Origin of the sequence: Nocardia sp. NPDC051750, assembly GCF_044453135.1 — a bacterium.
In the GTDB taxonomy this organism is placed as follows: domain Bacteria; phylum Actinomycetota; class Actinomycetes; order Mycobacteriales; family Mycobacteriaceae; genus Nocardia.
The window spans coordinates 170697-187385 of the sequence record NZ_JBITCK010000003.1; the positions used below are offsets into that span (position 1 = coordinate 170697).

The 16689-nt window shown below is 68.7% G+C and carries 13 protein-coding genes; 6 read left to right on the forward strand and 7 right to left on the reverse strand.

Annotated features, from left to right (window positions below; genetic code table 11):
* Nucleotides 1-232: 232 nt before the first annotated feature.
* Nucleotides 233-1114 carry a peptidylprolyl isomerase gene (locus ACIA75_RS14425; RefSeq protein ID WP_397103823.1) on the reverse strand — a complete coding sequence of 294 codons (882 nt, stop codon included), beginning with the start codon at nt 1112-1114 and terminating at the stop codon, nt 233-235.
* 189 nt (nt 1115-1303) lie between these two features.
* On the opposite strand from ACIA75_RS14425, the gene hisS reads away from it, so the two are divergent.
* On the forward strand, nt 1304-2569 hold the full coding sequence (hisS, locus tag ACIA75_RS14430; RefSeq protein WP_397103825.1) for a histidine--tRNA ligase: 1266 nt from the start codon (nt 1304-1306) through the stop codon (nt 2567-2569).
* 42 nt (nt 2570-2611) lie between these two features.
* On the forward strand, nt 2612-3256 hold the full coding sequence (locus ACIA75_RS14435) for a hypothetical protein (RefSeq protein ID WP_397103827.1): 645 nt from the start codon (nt 2612-2614) through the stop codon (nt 3254-3256).
* A gap of 313 nt (nt 3257-3569) precedes the next feature.
* Here ACIA75_RS14435 and ACIA75_RS14440 read toward each other — a convergent pair whose 3' ends face one another.
* The 4 genes from ACIA75_RS14440 to ACIA75_RS14455 form a co-directional block, all read right to left on the reverse strand.
* The gene (locus ACIA75_RS14440) at nt 3570-4655 is read right to left on the reverse strand and encodes a 2-oxoacid:ferredoxin oxidoreductase subunit beta (RefSeq protein ID WP_397103829.1); all 1086 of its coding nucleotides are present in this window, start codon (nt 4653-4655) and stop codon (nt 3570-3572) included.
* Nucleotides 4652-6607 carry a 2-oxoacid:acceptor oxidoreductase subunit alpha gene (locus ACIA75_RS14445; RefSeq protein ID WP_397103831.1) on the reverse strand — a complete coding sequence of 652 codons (1956 nt, stop codon included), beginning with the start codon at nt 6605-6607 and terminating at the stop codon, nt 4652-4654. Before ACIA75_RS14445 ends, ACIA75_RS14440 begins: the two co-directional genes overlap by 4 nt.
* Before the next feature lie 331 nt (nt 6608-6938).
* Nucleotides 6939-7955, reverse strand: coding sequence for an Rv2578c family radical SAM protein (locus tag ACIA75_RS14450; protein ID WP_397103833.1), 1017 nt, complete (start codon nt 7953-7955; stop codon nt 6939-6941).
* A 31-nt stretch (nt 7956-7986) separates the two neighbouring features.
* Nucleotides 7987-8988, reverse strand: a complete 1002-nt coding sequence (locus ACIA75_RS14455) for an NAD-dependent epimerase/dehydratase family protein (protein WP_397103835.1) — start codon at nt 8986-8988, stop codon at nt 7987-7989.
* A 199-nt stretch (nt 8989-9187) separates the two neighbouring features.
* Here ACIA75_RS14455 and ACIA75_RS14460 point away from each other — a divergent pair, with 199 nt between their 5' ends.
* Together ACIA75_RS14460 and ACIA75_RS14465 are read left to right on the forward strand one after the other, a co-directional pair.
* Entirely contained in the window at nt 9188-9505 is a 318-nt protein-coding gene (locus ACIA75_RS14460) for a type VII secretion target (RefSeq protein ID WP_397103837.1), read from the forward strand.
* Nucleotides 9502-11088, forward strand: coding sequence for a hypothetical protein (locus tag ACIA75_RS14465; RefSeq protein ID WP_397103839.1), 1587 nt, complete (start codon nt 9502-9504; stop codon nt 11086-11088). The genes ACIA75_RS14460 and ACIA75_RS14465 overlap by 4 nt, the downstream gene beginning before the upstream one ends.
* A 12-nt stretch (nt 11089-11100) precedes the next feature.
* Here the strand turns inward: ACIA75_RS14465 and ACIA75_RS14470 are convergent, their stop codons facing one another.
* Nucleotides 11101-12021, reverse strand: a complete 921-nt coding sequence (locus ACIA75_RS14470) for a neutral zinc metallopeptidase (protein ID WP_397103841.1) — start codon at nt 12019-12021, stop codon at nt 11101-11103.
* Between the two features lie 148 nt (nt 12022-12169).
* On the opposite strand from ACIA75_RS14470, the gene aspS reads away from it, so the two are divergent.
* Nucleotides 12170-13993 (forward strand): aspartate--tRNA ligase, encoded by a 1824-nt coding sequence (gene aspS, locus ACIA75_RS14475; RefSeq protein ID WP_397103843.1) that lies wholly within the window; start codon nt 12170-12172, stop codon nt 13991-13993.
* A gap of 309 nt (nt 13994-14302) precedes the next feature.
* Here the strand turns inward: aspS and ACIA75_RS14480 are convergent, their stop codons facing one another.
* On the reverse strand, nt 14303-15313 hold the full coding sequence (locus ACIA75_RS14480) for a hypothetical protein (RefSeq protein WP_397103845.1): 1011 nt from the start codon (nt 15311-15313) through the stop codon (nt 14303-14305).
* Between the two features lie 191 nt (nt 15314-15504).
* Here ACIA75_RS14480 and ACIA75_RS14485 point away from each other — a divergent pair, with 191 nt between their 5' ends.
* The gene (locus ACIA75_RS14485) at nt 15505-16671 is read left to right on the forward strand and encodes a phosphotransferase family protein (RefSeq protein ID WP_397103847.1); all 1167 of its coding nucleotides are present in this window, start codon (nt 15505-15507) and stop codon (nt 16669-16671) included.
* Nucleotides 16672-16689 lie beyond the last annotated feature (18 nt).

Consider the following 16689-nt stretch of genomic DNA (forward strand, 5'->3'; position numbering starts at 1 on the left):
CCGGCGGCGGCGGGCCGCGCCGGGCGATCGGGATTCGCCCTCCGGAAACATTCGCCGGAAGATCCCACCGGTAGCGCCCCGGCCCGGAACAGCGACCGATGAGCGCGACATGGTCACGCGCACTCCCGCTTTCGAGATTACCCGAGATGTAGAGGCACAGTCTGCGCAACGTCGACGTCGACCAGCATATATCTACGGAACCCTTGCGGGAGGCGTACCCGCCGGGCCGGCCTCAGTCGATACGCACCGACTTCAGGGTGACCGGCTGGTTCGGCTTGCCGTCCCCCGGACCGTTGGATTCGTCCTGGCCGATCCCGGCGATGGTGTCCAGGGTCGCCAGTCCGGCGTCGTCCACCGTGCCGAAGATCGTGTAGTTCGGCGGCAACATCGAATCGCCGTAGACGATGAAGAACTGGCTGCCGTTGGTCCCGGGCCCGGCGTTGGCCATGGCCAGGACACCACGCTGGTAGCCGACCGGCTGCTGCAGGGCCGGATCGTTGGGCGGGTACTGGTCGGTGGGGTACTCGTTGTCGAACTCGTAGCCCGGGCCGCCGGTGCCGGTGCCGGTCGGGTCACCGCACTGCAGCACCTTGAGACCCTCGCCCTGGGTGAGGCGGTGGCATTCCGTACCGTCGAAATAGCCCTGGCCGGCCAGGCTGGCAAAACTGTTCACGGTGCACGGCGACTCGGCATTGTTCAAGGTCAGCCCGAGGGGGCCGTGATCGGTGTCCACGCTGAGGCTCAGCTCCGCGTTGCCGTCGCCGGTCTGGATTCCCTCCGCGCGCGGCTTCTCCACCGGTTTGGCGGCGGGTTCGGCGCTGTCGCGATAGGTGCAGTTCACCGTGGCGGGTTTCGCGGCCGCGGGCGGCGGCGGGGCGGCGCCCGGGGTGCTGGACAGCGAGGCGTCGGTGGTCTGCGACGCGGCGGAATCGGGGGTGTCCTCGCCACGGGTCAGGAAATACACACCGGTCACGGCGGCGATCACCACGACCACACCGAGCGCGGATCCGGCGATGGTGAGTTGCTTACGCTTGCGCGCGCGTTCGGCTCGGTTGGCGAGCTGTCGTTCCAGCTTGCGTTTCGCCGCCGCTCGGCGCTGTTCATTGCTCGGCACTACCACATTCCTCCCGTGCGGCGGCCGGGCCCGGGCCCGGCCGGTCGCTGCTGGTCTGTTACTTCCGGCTTCAGAGTCTGCCATCTCCGGCGGCGCGCCCCCGGATGTCGCCCGGGACGGCCGCGCGGAGCGGCGGCTGCGGGGAACCGGTTGGACTCGACCGGGCCAGGTGAGGGAAACTGGTTCACCGTGACGAAGACCAGCAGCTTCTCCGCCCCGAAGGGGGTCCCGGATTACGTCCCGCCCGGTTCGGCCGAGTTCGTCGCGGTGCGCGACGGCCTGCTCCGCGCCGCCCGACTCGCCGGGTACGGGCATATCGAGCTGCCGATCTTCGAGGACACCGAACTGTTCGCCCGCGGTGTCGGCGAGTCCACCGATGTGGTGAGCAAGGAGATGTTCACCTTCTCCGACCGCAGCGACCGCAGCGTCACCCTCCGGCCGGAAGGTACGGCCGGTGCGATCCGCGCGGTGATCGAACACGGTCTGGACCGCGGTCAGCTCCCGGTGAAACTGAGCTACGCGGGCCCGTTCTTCCGCTACGAACGCCCGCAGAAGGGCCGGTACCGGCAGCTGCAGCAGGTCGGGGTGGAGGCGGTTGGCATCGACGATCCGGCGCTGGACGCCGAGGTCATCGCGGTCGCCGATGCCGGATTCCGGAGTCTGGGGCTCACCGGGTTCCGGCTGGAGATCACCTCGCTCGGCGATCAGACCTGCCGTCCGCAGTACCGCGAGCGGTTACAGGAATTCCTGTACGGTCTCGACCTCGATCCCGAGACCCGGCGCCGGGCCGAGATCAACCCGCTGCGCGTACTCGACGACAAGCGGCCCGAGGTCCGGGAGATGACCGCCGGTGCCCCGCTGATGCTCGATCACCTGTCCGAATCGGCGAAGGCACACTTCGACGAGGTCCTCGCGCACCTCGACGCCCTCGGCGTGCCGTATGTGCTGAATCCGCGGATGGTGCGCGGTCTGGACTACTACACGAAAACCACCTTCGAATTCGTGCACGACGGGCTCGGCGCACAATCCGGGATCGGGGGCGGCGGCCGCTACGACGGCCTGATGGAAGAACTGGGCGGCCAGGCGCTGTCCGGGATCGGGTTCGGGCTCGGTGTCGACCGCACGGTCCTCGCGCTGGCCGCCGAAGGCGTCAGCGCGGGCGATCCGGCTCGCTGCGAGGTGTTCGGGGTGCCGCTCGGTGCCGCCGCGAAACAGCGGATGGTGGTCCTGGCCGGCGAACTCCGCGCGGCCGGCGTCGGCGTGGATCTGGCCTACGGCGACCGCGGGGTCAAGGGGGCCATGAAGGCCGCCGACCGGTCGGGTGCCCGGTACACCCTCATCCTCGGTGACCGCGACCTGGCGGAACAGACGATCGGGCTGAAGGATATGCGCACCGGCGACCAGCGGCAGATCCCCCTGGCCGAGATCGTCGCGACGCTGTCCGACCGGCCGTAGTACTCTCCGGGGCGACCCTGCCCCGGAGCCGAAAGCGCCGCCGTGACCGATTCACCCCCGCCCGACGCCGAACAGCCGATCGGGCTGGACCTGGTCGCGCCGGAGGCCCTCGAGCCCCTGATGCGGCGGGCCGCCGTGATCGCGAGCGCCGTCGCGGTCGGAGTCGGAGCGCTGGTCGGACTCTTCCTCGGACCGGTCTTCGGGATCGTGGTCGCACTCGCTGTTGCCGTACCTGCCGTAGGCGTATTCCTGGCAGCGCGGCGCCGGCGTCTGTGGCTGGCAGGGAACACGCTGCACGCCCGCACGCCGTGGCGGACACGGCGGCTGGAGGTGCCCGCGGTGACCGGGGTCGAACTGCTGATCTACCCCGGCCGGATCAGCCGCGTGGTACTGCGGCTCACCGCCGGACCGGATCGCCAGCTCGTCCCGCTGGCCATGTACACCGATGCGGGCAGTGGGCGGGAACTGCACCTCCTGGGCCTGCGCCGGCTGGCCGACGTCCTGTACCGCAGCGAACTGGCGGCCGGAGTCGCGGTTGCCGACCTCCTGGTCCACCAGCTGCGCGCCGAGGCCCGCGACGCGGGTCTCCCGGAAAGGCCGTTGTACCGGGCTGTCACGTCGGCGAGAGCCAAGGACTACGTTGCGCCGATTGTCCTCACCGACCAGGAGATCGCCGCCCTGTACTGACGGTGACCAGCAGCCGTGCTCACCCGGCGCAATTGATCTGTCTGTCGCCAGGCCCTGCCCGCATGCGGTCCCGCCCCGTTTCTCCGCATGCGGTCAGTAGAACCTTGGTGGTTCGGGGCCCGTCTCGATTCTGGAGCGACAGAGCGGGGGAGCGAAGCGGAGGAGCGGCGGAGTGAAGAATCGAGACCAAGGGGGCCCCGAACCCCGCGCCGCCGGAGGCGGCGCCGAAAACACAGCGTCTTTGCGGACCGATTCGCTTATCACCCTTGCGAACCAGTCCCCCTCGGCTCCGACCGCGGACCTATGATCCGGCTTACACCGTCCAGGTTTCCGAGCCGGTGAGCAGGCGCTGCAGGGAATCGGGGGTTGCGGGGTTCTTTTCCTGGGCCGCGGTGGTCTGGGCGCGGACGCCGTCGTCGTAGGTCGGACGGTCCACCGCCCGGAAGATACCGGTCACCACGTGGTCCAGGTCCTGGTCGGACAGCCGGGAGAGGGCGTAGGCGTACTCGGGGTCGTCGCGATGGGCGTCGTGCACGACGATATCCGCCTCGGCGACCTCCGCCGACGGCGCGACGGCCAGCCCGAAACCCCGCTGGACCACGGCGTATTCGCCGTCGGCGCCGAAACGCAGGGGCTGTCCGTGCCGCAGGTGGATCAGCCGGGATTCGCTGTCGCCGCGGCGCAGGACATCGAAGGAGCCGTCGTTGAAGATCGGGCAGTCCTGCAGGATCTCCACGAACGAGGTACCACGATGTTCGGCGGCCGCGCGTAACACCTCGGTGAGGCCCGCCCGGTCGGAGTCGAGGGCCCGGGCGGCGAATGTCGCTTCGGCGCCGAGCGCCACCGACAGGGTGTTGAACGGGTGGTCCACCGAACCCATCGGCGTCGATTTGGTGACCTTGCCGGATTCGGAGGTGGGGGAGTACTGGCCCTTGGTGAGCCCGTAGATCCGGTTGTTGAACAGCAGGATCGTCATGTTCACATTGCGGCGCAGGGCGTGGATCAGGTGGTTGCCGCCGATGGAGAGCGCGTCACCGTCACCGGTGACCACCCAGACCGACAGGTCCGGACGGGTCACCGCCAGCCCGGTGGCGATGGCGGGGGCGCGGCCGTGGATCGAGTGGATACCGTAGGCGTCGAGGTAGTAGGGGAACCGGCTCGAGCAGCCGATCCCGGAGACGAACATCAGGTTCTCCCGGCGCAGGCCGAGTTCGGCCAGGAACCCGCGCACGGTGGCGAGGATGACGTAGTCGCCGCAGCCCGGGCACCAGCGGACTTCCTGGTCGGAGGTGTAGTCCTTCGCCTTCTGCGGCTCGGTGGTGGTCGGTACACCGGACAGCCCGGAGATCGGCGTGATGCCGAGTTCGGTTCCGGCAAGCGAGGTTTCGATGATGGTCATGGTGCGCCCCCGTTCCTGCGATAGGTCGCCTGTGCTCTGGCGGTGAAGCCCTTGGCCTGTTCCAGTTCGGCCAGCGTTCCGTCCAGCGCCGCGTCGATGACGCCGACCAGCTCCTGGGCGGAGAACGCCGTTCCCGCCACCTTCGTCCATGGTTGCACGTCCACCAGGTACTTCGCCCGGAGCAGCCAGGCCAGCTGCCCGCCGTTCATCTCCGGTGCGACCACGGTGTCGTATCGGCGCAGGACATCGCCGAGATCCGGCGGCAGCGGGTTGAGATGGCGCAGATGGAGCTGGGCCACCCGGGCACCGCGGCGGCGCACCCGCCGACAGGCTTCGCCGATCGGCCCGTAGGAGCTGCCCCAGCCGACCAGCAGCACGTGTGCGTCGCCGTCCGGATCATCGACTTCGGCGGCCGGCACCGAGATACCGTCGATCTTGGCCTGCCGCAACCGGACCATCAATTCGTGGTTGGCCGGATCGTAGGAGATGTCACCGCTGCCGTCGGCCTTCTCCAGACCGCCGATCCGGTGGGCCCGGCCCGCTGTTCCCGGTACCGCGAGAGGGCGGGCGAGAGTTTCCGGATCGCGGGCGTAGGGCCGGAACTCACCGTCACCCGCTGGTTCGAAATCCGGGTCGATCGGGTCGAGTTCGCCGACCGCCGGTATCGCCCACGGCTCGGAACCGTTGGCGATGGCCCCGTCGGACAGCAGCAGGACCGGCGTCCGGTAGGTGAGGGCGATCCGGGCCGCCTCCACCGCGGTGGCGAAACAGTCGGCCGGCGAGCGCGGCGCCAGCACAGCCACCGGAGATTCGCCGTTACGGCCGTAGAGAGCTTGCAGCAGATCGGCCTGTTCCGTTTTCGTCGGCAGCCCGGTGGACGGGCCGCCGCGCTGGACGTCGACGATCACCAGCGGCAATTCGGTCATCACGGCCAGACCGATGGTTTCGCTCTTGAGGGCCAGGCCGGGGCCAGAGGTGCTGGTGACCCCGAGCGCACCACCCAATGCTGCTCCCAGCGCGGCGCCGATCCCGGCGATCTCGTCCTCCGCCTGGAAGGTAGTGACTCCGAAACTCTTGTGTTTGCTCAGTTCGTGCAGGATGTCGGAGGCCGGGGTGATCGGGTAGGTGCCCAGGAACAGCGGGATCCCGGCCAGCGATCCGGCGGTGATCAGGCCGTAGGCCAGCGCGGTGTTCCCGGTGATCTGCCGATAGGTGCCCGCGGGGAGCGTGGCGGGGGCGACGTGATACGTCGTGGCGAAGGCCTCGGTGGTTTCGCCGTAGTTCCAGCCCGCCCGGAACGCGAGGATATTGGCCTCGGCGATCTCCGGTTTCTTCGCGAACTTCTCCCGCAGGAACTTCTCGGTGCCGCCGAGGGGGCGCCCGTACATCCAGGACAGCACCCCCAGCGCGAACATGTTCTTGGCGCGCTGACCGTCCTTTTTGCCCACCCCGGCCGGTTCCGTGGCGGCCAGCGTCAGCGAGGTCATCGGGACCTGGTGCACGACGAAATCGGTCAGACTGTCGTCGGCGAGGGGATCGGCGGTGTAGCCGACCTTGGTGAGATTGCGTTTGGTGAATTCGTCGGTGTTGACGATGAGGGTGCCGCCGCGCGGTAACTCGGCGAGGTTCGCCTTCAGCGCCGCCGGATTCATCGCGACCAGCACGTCCGGCTGATCGCCGGCGGTGAGGATATCGTGGTCGGCGATCTGGATCTGGAACGACGACACACCCGGCAGGGTGCCCTGCGGGGCCCGGATCTCGGCCGGGAAATTGGGCTGGGTGGCCAGATCGTTGCCGAACGCCGCCGCCTCATGGGTGAACCGGTCGCCGGTGAGCTGCATACCGTCGCCGGAATCGCCGGCGAAGCGGATGACGACCCGGTCCAATACTGCTGCGCCGGAATTGTTCTCGACCTGCTCGGAACGGCCGATGCTGTCGTGCTGCGCAACCATACGCGTGCTTCACTTCCTCGTCGAAATGAGCTGCCAGTCGCCAACCTACCCCTGTGGGGGTCCACCGCGCCGGGAAAGCGCGCCTCCGGTGCGCCGCCTGGCTCCTCGGATATAGCTACGACACCGCCGCAAGCGAGATGAAACCGCAGGTAGTGGGCCTGCTTGCTGATTTTTGCCGCGCGTCGCGCCGGTGAGACTATTGGCTGGACTGGTGTCCGGAGGGCTCGCGGGCGGAGGAGATGCTCTCATCATTCGGCCGCGCCGCCATCGGCGCTTTTTTCTCGGGTCGGATCGGTCCGGTGCGGAAGTGGTTCCGCACGGAAACCGGCAGTCAGGCGAAGAGTTCCAGCTGGGGCGCCTCGTCCGGCGCCGGCGTCGGCGGTGTGGGCGGGACACTCGGCTCTTCCGGGCGCAGGCCGTGCTCGCGCAGCAGCGGATCGACCCGCTCGCGCAACCAGGTCGCGTATTCGGGCGCGACCACCGCTCCGCGCCGATACAGCGGACGGTATCGGCGTAGCAGTGCGGGATGGTTCTCGGCCAGCCAGCCCAGGAACCAGCCGCGGGTACTGCCCCGGAGATGCAAGGGCAGGACCACCGCTGATTCCGCCCCGGCCGCGGCGAGCTCGCCGAAGAGTTCGTCGAGCTGAGCGCGGCCGTCGGTGAGATAGGGAATGACCGGCGCCACCATGACATTCACCGCGAAACCGGCGTCACTGCACGCTCGCACCAGGTCGAGCCGCGCTCGGGGTGCCGGGGTACCGGGTTCCAGCCCGCGATGCAGCTCGGGATCGAGGAGAGCCAGCGAGATACCGATGTGCACGGGAACTTCGCGGGCGGCCAAGGTCAGGAGGGGGAGATCCCGGTGCAGCAGAGTGCCTTTGGTGAGGAGCGAAAACGGGGTGCCGGAATCGGTGAGCGCCCTGATGATGCCGGGCATCAGCCGGTACCTGCCCTCGGCGCGCTGGTACGGGTCGGTATTGGTGCCCAGCGCCACCCGCTCCCGATGCCAGGAGCGGCGGGTGAGTTCGCGGCGCAGTACGGCCGCGATATTGGTCTTCACCACGATCTGGGTGTCGAAATCGGTTCCGGCGTCGAGCTCGAGATACTCGTGGGATCCGCGCGCGAAACAGTAGCGGCAGGCGTGTGAGCAGCCGCGCATCGGATTGATCGTCCACCGGAACGGAAGATTCGATTCGTCGGGGACCTTGTTCAGCGCACTCTTACAGAGCACCTCGTGGAAGGTGATCCCGTCGAACTCGGGAGTCTGTACGGTGCGGCCGAACCCGGCCCGGCCGAGGCCGGGCAGTGCGCCGTCGTCGGCGTCCAGCGTCTGGTTCTGCCACCGCACGCGTCCAGTCGAACACGCGTTCTAAACGCTGTCAAGCCGCCGGCGTGAAATCGGGCAGCGGGGCGTGTGGATCGGCGAAGAAGGCGACCAGGTCCCGGACGGTGTCGTCGATCGGGCGGGGCTGATATCCCAGTTCCCGGGAGGCCTTGCCGTGGTCGACGAGCGGCGCCGAGATCAGCGCGCCGAGTGCGGCCTTGGAGACGATATCGGTGCCCAGGCGTTTCCCGATCGGCTCCATGACGGGAATGAGACCCGATACGAGCTTCGGAGAGATGGAGAACCGGGGCCCTTTCTTCCCGCTGTGCCGCGCGGCCATCCGGCAGAGGTCCAGCATCGAGATCATCTCGCCGCCGAGCAGGTAGTTCTCCCCGGTCCGGCCGTGTTCGCCGGCCAGGAGGAGGCCGCGTGCCACATCGCGGACGTCGACCAGGTCGAAACCGCCGTCGATCATGGCCGGGATACGGCCGCGTGCGGCGTCGCGCAGGGACCGGTTGATCCGGGACAGCGGGGTCCCGTGATCGGCGGGGCCGAATACGCCGGTGGGGTTGCAGATCACCGCGTCCAGGCCGGATTCGACCACCGTGCGGAGTTCGATCTCGCCGTTCCATTTGGAGCGGTCGTAGACGGGGAGGCCGGCGTCGGTGGACCGCTGCGTCGTCTCGTCGATATTGCCCCCGCAGCTGTACTGATCGAAGGCGTGAATCGAGCTTGCGTGCACGAACCGGCGCGCCCCGACGGCATGGGCGGCCTCGGCGACCACCCGGACGCCCTGGGTGTTCACCCGCCAGGCGAGGTCGTTCTTGTCCGCGAGAGTGATCACGGCAACCAGGTGGTAGACGATTTCCGCGCCGTCGAGGGCGGCTCGCATGGAGGCGGGGTCCAGGACATCGGCGCTCACCCAGGTGACGTTCGCCGCGGCGGGTTGCCGGGGGGCTACCCGATCGATGGCGGTGATCTCGTCGCCACGCTCGGCGAGCAGCGGGAGCAGATTCGTACCCAGGTAGCCGGCTGCGCCGGTCACTGCGACCTTCATGGAGAAGACAATATAGAACTCGTTCTAATTTGCAACCTGTTCTAGTTTTCGCGACCGGGACGGTCTCGTGCGTGGGCGCCGGGGTGGGCTATATTCGGGCGGCAACCATTTGGTGCCGCAGGGGTGTGTGTCGTTGCGGCATACGAGAAGTTCACGCGGTGGCCACGATGATGTTCACGAAGAATCAGGGGGGAGCCCGATGAGTATTACCTCGGTGGAGACCGAAGCGCTGCGGGCGTTCGGTACGACGAATGCCGGGATCGGCACCGAGATCGCGGGCGTCGCCAATATCGACGCCCTGAAGAATATCGCCGCGCTGACACCGGTTTTCGGTTTGATCGGCGCCGACTATCTGGCCATGTTCGCGGCCGCCCAGGTGCTGCAGGCCCGCGATATCAACGATCTGTCGGCCAAGTACCAGCATCTTTCCCAGGCGGCGTTCTCCTCGGCGCTCAACTACGACCTCACCGACGACGGGACCGCCGGCGCGCTCGGTGCGGCGGGAGGCGCGCTGTGAAACCGCTCGACAACGGCGCCGGAACCACGGGTCTGATCGCCCCCGAGCTACAGCAGGCGGTCACCTCCGCGCCCGCTACCGTGCCTGCGGCCGCCGCACCGGCGGCGGTGGCGCCGGACCCCGGCGCGGCGATCCAGAACGTGCCGCTCGGCCAGGTCCCGGAGGGGGAAGCGCCGGTCGAATCACCGGAATTCATCCTGTCGCAAAGGGTTTCCGACGACGGGCCCGCGACGGCCGGTATGCCGGCCGGGGTCCCCGGGCTGTCGGGACTCACCGGGGACACTCCGCAGGACATCCTGGCCGGTGCTGCCGAAGATGTTTCCGACCAGGCCGGTTACCTGCTGGGTGCGGTCAACCAGGCCGCGGCTCCGGCTGTCGAGGCCGCGCAGGGGGTCCTCGGCCAGGCGCTGGGGGCGACCGGAGCCGGTGCGCCCGCTGCCACGGCCGGTGTTCCCGCCGCCGCGGCCCCGGCCCTTCCCGCCGACCCGGTGGGCGCGCTGCTCGGTGGCGCGGCGCTGCCCGCGCTGCCCGGTATCGATGTGCTGTTCGCGCCGATCCGCGATTTGCTGAGCAGCTTCGGCACTGGCGTGATCGGTGCCCTGGATCCGACCGCCATCATGAGTCAGGCCTCCCAGGTCATCGAGGTGGCGATGGGGGTGGGCAAGAGCAGCCTGTCCGCGATGGGGCAGTCGTGGGAGAGCAACGCCGCCCAGACCGCGCAGACGGCCGGGCAGGAAGCCAACAACTCCGGGCTGCAGACCAGTCAGCGGGGGTTCGATATCTCGGCGATGACCCAGGCCGCCGCCGCGGTGGTGCAGCAGGGCAACGCGCAGCTCACCACCATCGCCGCATCCTTCCTCGGCCAGGCGACGGCCCTCGCGCCGGTGGTGATGACCCCGCCGGCGCAGGCCGCGCTCATCGCGTCGGCGACCGAGCATCTGGGTCAGGCGGTGACCGTCGCCAACATCACCCGCGGTGATCTCGCGGGCAAGACCGCGGAACTGGGCGGTGTGGTGCAGCAACTGCTCGGTGTCAACCCCCAGCAGGTCGCACAGACCGCGCAGGAGGTGGCACAGAGCGTCGGTGAGCCGATGCTGCAGCAGGCGCAGAGCCTCGCCTCGGATCCGTCGGGCCTGGAGTCCGTGCTGGGTTCCACCACCGGTGATCCGGCATCGACGACGACCGCCGGGGTGACCACCACCGGCAGTCCTGGTATGCCGACCGGCAGCCCGGGATTGTCGACGGGATCACCGAGCGGCACTCCGGGGACCCCCGGGTCGCCGTCGGTGCCCGGGGTTCCCGGGTCCACCCAGCCGCCGCTGACGAACGTGCTCCGGCCGGGCGCCTTTCCGATGGGGACGGCTCCCGCGGCCACCTCGCCCGCGTCGAGCGGGTTCATGGGGGCGCCGGGCGGGGCGGCGGCCGGGCAGCGCAACAGCGACGAGGAGCACGGCCGCACGGTCGAGTCCTATCGCAGCGTGACCGGTAACGACGATCTCACCGGGCCGCTGGGCGAATCGGCGCCGGAAGTCATCGGCGCGGTGGATGCTGATGAGGATGCGGGTTACGACAGCCAGTTCTGACCGGCCGCGGCGTCAACGCAGGTCGGCCGGGTTGCTCAGATCGGTCGCCGAAAAGGTGTCACAGGACCGGACCTCGCCGGTGCGATAGCCGGCGAGGAACCATCCCTGTCGTTGCTCGGACGCGCCGTGCGTCCACACCTCCGGATTCACCCGGCCCTGCACCGACTCCTGGATCCGGTCGTCGCCGACCGCCGAGGCGGCCGAGAGGGCGTCGCCGATATCGACGTCGTCCAGCGGCTGCAGGAACGGTGTATCCGAACCCGGGGCGGGTGTGCGGTCCGCGTAGTGCGCCCACATACCGGCGTAACAGTCGGCCTGTAGTTCGGTGCGCACCGCACCGGACTCCGGTCCCTGCGGATCCTGCCGGGCCCGGCCGATATCGCCGAGCAGGGTCTGGATGTGGTGGCCGAACTCGTGCGCGACCACGTACTCCTGGGCCAGCGGGCCACCGGTGGCGCCGAAACGATCCACGAGTTCCTGGAAGAAACCCACATCGAAATACGCCGTCCGATCGGCAGGGCAGTAGAACGGGCCGACCTCGCTGGTGGCGTACCCGCAGCCGGTGGACACCGAGCCGGTGAACAGGCGCAGCCCGGGTGGTTCATAGGTGACGCCGGTCTGGTCCGGCAGTTCCTGTCCCCAGACGGCGTCCAGACTCTGCGCGGTGAGCACGACCCGGCAGTCCACGTAGGTGTTGGCGTCGGCTCCGGTACGGCAGTGCTCGGGGGTGTCGGCTGTAGGGCTGGTCTGCACATCCTGTGCGCCGGTGAACTGACCGAGTGTCGAGCCCGGGTCCCCGCCCATCAGCAAGGCGAGTACCAGGACGATCAGCCCGCCGGCTCCGCCGCCCAGGGCGAGCTTGCCGTTGCGGCCGGGACCGCCACCCGAGGAGGCCCGGCCCGGGTCGATCGGCAGATTTTCGTTGAAGGTCATGGCATGCGTCCCGTCGGCGAACGTGTTTGCTACGACTTTGCTCGATGCTGGCAATATATCCGGTACAGCCTGCTCGCCGGGGCACACTACGATGGCAACCGCATCCGGTGGCCGTCCCCGGTGTGTCCCGAACGTCGAAAGGAATCCCGTGCTGCGCACCCACTTGGCCGGTTCGTTGCGAAGTGAACAGGCCGGTCAGACCGTGACCCTTTCCGGTTGGGTGGCGCGGCGGCGTGACCACGGTGGCGTGATCTTCATCGATCTGCGGGATGCCTCCGGCGTCGCGCAGGCGGTGTTCCGGGAGGGCCCGGCGGCCGAACAGTCGCATCGGCTGCGCGCCGAGTACTGCGTGCGGATCGTCGGTGTGGTCGAGCTGCGGCCGGAGGGTAACGAGAACCCCGAACTGCCGACCGGTGCCATCGAGGTGGACGTCAAAGAGCTCGAGGTGCTCAACGAGAGCGCCCCGCTGCCGTTCCAGCTCGACGAACAGCCCGGTGAGGAGGCCCGGCTCCGCTACCGCTACCTGGACCTGCGCCGGGAAGGCCCGGCCCATGCCATCCGCCTGCGGTCGAAGGTGAATGCCGCGGCCCGCACGGTGCTCGCGCGGCACGACTTCGTCGAGGTCGAAACCCCGACGCTCACCCGTTCGACACCCGAGGGCGCCCGTGATTTCCTGGTGCCGGCGCGACTGCAGCCCGGTAACTTCTACGCGCTGCCGCAGAGCCCACAGCTGTTCAAACAGCTGCTCATGGTGGGCGGTATCGAACGGTACTTCCAGATCGCCCGCTGCTACCGCGACGAGGACTTCCGCGCCGATCGCCAGCCCGAGTTCACCCAGCTCGATCTCGAGATGAGCTTCGTGCGCCAGGAGGATGTGATCCTGCTGGCCGAAGACATCCTGGTGGCGCTGTGGGAGCTCATCGGCTATCGGATCCCGACCCCCATCCCGCATATGACCTACGCCGAGGCGATGCGTCGTTTCGGCAGCGATAAACCGGACCTGCGCTTCGGGGTGGAGATCACCGAATGCACGGAATACTTCGCCGATACGCCGTTCCGGGTGTTCCAGGCGCCGTATGTGGGCGCGGTCGTGATGCCCGGCGGCGCGAACCAGCCGCGGCGCCAGCTCGACGCCTGGCAGGACTGGGCCAAACAGCGCGGCGCCAAGGGCCTCGCCTACGTGCTGGTCGGCGAGGACGGTACGCTCGGCGGCCCGGTGGCCAAGAACCTCAGCGAGGCCGAACGCGCGGGACTGGCCGCCCATGTCGGCGCCGAACCGGGCGACTGTGTGTTCTTCGCGGCCGGCCCGGCCAAAGCGCAGCGGGCCCTGCTCGGCGCGGCCCGGTCGGAGATCGCGCAGCGGGTCGGACTGATCGACGAGAACGCGTGGTCGTTCGTCTGGATCGTGGACGCCCCGCTGTTCGAACCGGCCGCCGAAGCGACCGCCAGCGGCGATGTGGCGCTGGGGTATTCGGCATGGACGGCGGTCCACCACGCCTTCACCTCGCCGAAGCCGGAATCGATCGACACCTTCGACACCGACCCGGGGTCGGCGCTCGCCTACGCCTACGACATCGTCTGCAACGGCAACGAGATCGGCGGCGGCAGTATCCGTATCCACCGGAAAGACGTGCAGGAACGCGTATTCCAGGTGATGGGGATCGACGAGGCCGAGGCGCAGGAGAAATTCGGCTTCCTGCTGGACGCGTTCGCCTTCGGCGCGCCGCCGCACGGCGGTATCGCCTTCGGCTGGGACCGGATCGTCGCCCTGCTCGCCGGGCTCGACTCGATCCGTGAGGTCATCGCCTTCCCCAAGACCGGTGGCGGTGTGGACCCGCTCACCGACGCCCCGGCGCCGATCACCGCGCAGCAGCGCAAAGAGGCCGGGCTGGATGCCCGGCCGCAGAGCAAGGGCGACGATAAATCGGGCGATTCGGCCAAGGCCCCCGCAACCGCGGTGAGCGCCGGATAGGCGTACCGGCCATCAGGTTTTTCGGATCGCGACTGTGATGCCCCGCGACTATCGGAGGCTGTGGAACGAGCGGTTGATCGTGGGCACCCGGTATCCGGGCCTGCCCGAGCGTCATCACATCGTCTCTGCGGAAAGAGCGGTCGTCGGGTAGCGGAGGCCGGCCGCGCGCTCGGAGGATTCCCAGAGCGGTTGTCGCAGTGCGAGTTTTCCGGAACGCCGGCTCGACGGTGCTGCGGCACGGTGGCGGACCGATGACCGGCCGGTCCACGGCCGACCGGCTCCTCGCCCGGGGGTGAACCACCGGTGCCGTCAGGCCGGCGATACCGGACCGCCGGTGAGCGTGCGATAGGCGTAGGTGACCGCCATCGCCGCCACCGGACCGGCTACCAGCAGACCGAGCCCGCAGGCCAGCAGGCCCAGGCAGGTCACCACGACGACGGTCAGCACCAGCAACAGGACCCGCCACGGATCCCGCAGTGTCAGCAGGACGCTGGATTTGATCGCCTCGACCGGTGTCTGCCCCTGCTCGATCGCGAAATGCAGTGAGAACATACAGCCGATACCCACCAGCATCCCGGGAATCAGGCAGAGCGCCGAGGCCAGGGTGGTCGCGAGGAAGGCCAGCAGCGCGGTGAGGAACGCATTCCCCAGACTGCCGAGGTAGAAATAGGAGCCGAAACCCGGACGGTAGCCGTCGGTTTCGTACAGCGCACCGCGCACCAGCGCGGCCTGGAGCACCCACAGCCCGGCCATGACCGCCGCGAACAGGAACAGCAGGGGAAACGCCGACCGCGGTTCGGTGATCCGCACCACCAGATAGAACAGCAGATAGATGATGAAGCCGAGCGAGGTCACCGCCACCCACGGCCCGGGATTGCGGCGGAACTTCTCCAGGCCGTAGCTGAGGGCATGCCCGATATCGAGCCGGCCGGGGATCCCGGTACCGACTGCCTCGTACCCGTAGACCTGTGAATCCGGCGCCGGTCCGGTGCCCGCGGGGCCGTAGACCGGCTGCCCGGCAACCGGGTCAGGACCCACGCCACCCGGCGGCGGCGCTTCCGGCCGGCCCGCGGGGCCGGGCAGGACGGGTTTGTCGGTGATCGTGCGCGCGGCAGGCCCCGTGGCGGGTATCTCGTCTGCGGCGACGGGTGTGCCGTGGCCCGGTGTTCGTACCGCTCCACCTGGGAAATCGGCGGTCCGGGGAGTGTCTGCGGCGGGTTCGGCGCCGGCGCCGGGCCGGGGTTCGGCGGGTGCGGGTTGTCTGCCTGCCGTGTCCGGATCACCGGGGGAATCGGGGGCGGAACGCGGTGTGTCGGTCACGCTGGCATACCTTTCGGCTCAACGGGTTTCCGGTGTGGCGCACAGCAGTTCAGATCGAGAAAACCCGACCCGCGCAGCGCTGTCAAGCAGGCCGTAGCCGGGCCGGAGAACACGCCTGACACGCCGGGCGACACGGAAAGGTTGTGGAACCGCTCGCTAGAAGTGACCGAATGCGAGTAACTTGAGATGCGATGACTGCACTACTGGCCGAACGAGCCACCGAAGTCGTATCCGCAGCGCAACAGTTGCTCACAAAGCGAATGGGTGCTCCGGTGAAGCTGAGCGACCCCACCGAACTCAGCGGTAGTGGACGGACGACTGTCCTGCGGGTCCGGGTCGCCGAGAATGCTTTTTCCCTACCTCGCACCTTGATCGTCAAACAGGTGCGCGGCGCTGTCGCCGACCCCAAGAACGTCACGATCATGCCGGGCGTCGCGAGCGTCGATTCGGCCTTCCTCCGGGAGGCGGTCTCGTATCAGTTCACCACCGCGCTGAGCCGTGACGAACGTCCCGGCGCGTATCTGATCGCGCACAGCCTGCCCGAGCGGTTGCTCATCCTCAGTGATCTGGGGGAGAACACCAAACTCACCGATGTGCTCGCATCGGGTGCCGAACCGGCCACCCGGAACGCCATGATGGCGTTCGCGCAGGCGCTCGGCCGGATGCACGCCGCCACCGTCGGGCGCGAACCCGATTTCGTGGCCCTGCTGCGCCGCGTCGACGGTCTGCACCGGGTGGACGGAATCGCTCAGCAGGCCGAGGCCGCGGTCGCGGAGGTCCCCGGGTTGCTGCGGCGCGAACTCGGTATCGAGGTACCCGACGAGGTGACCGAGCAGATCACGCACGGTGCACGCCTGTTCGAGGGCGGCCGGTTCCGGGCGTTCAGCCCCTCGGACCTGTGCCCGGACAATGTGATCCTCAACGAGGAAGGCGCCCGCATCCTCGACTACGAATGGGGCGGGTTCCGCGACGCCACGCTCGATATCGCGTACGCGCTGGTGTCCTTCCCGGGCTGCCTGTGCGATATCGAACTGTCCCGGGAACGGGCCCTGCAGATGGTGGAGGCCTGGCGGGCCGAGGTGGTCGGTGTCTGGCCGGCGCTCGCCGACGATGCCCTGCTGGCCGAGAAGATTCTCGAAGCACGATTGATCTGGGTCTGGCTGAGCACGTACTGGTTCCTGCCCGCCGATCACGCGCGCATCGCCGCGGTCCGCGAACACGGGCTGTCGGTACCGCGGTCGGACGCCCTGCTCAACCGCTGGGCCGGTCTCGCCGAGGACGCGCGCTGCCTCGGTAACGACGCGGTCGGCGATTTCGCCGAGGCGGTTTGCGCGGAACTCGACGAACACCTGAGCTGAGCTGTATCCATGGCGCTG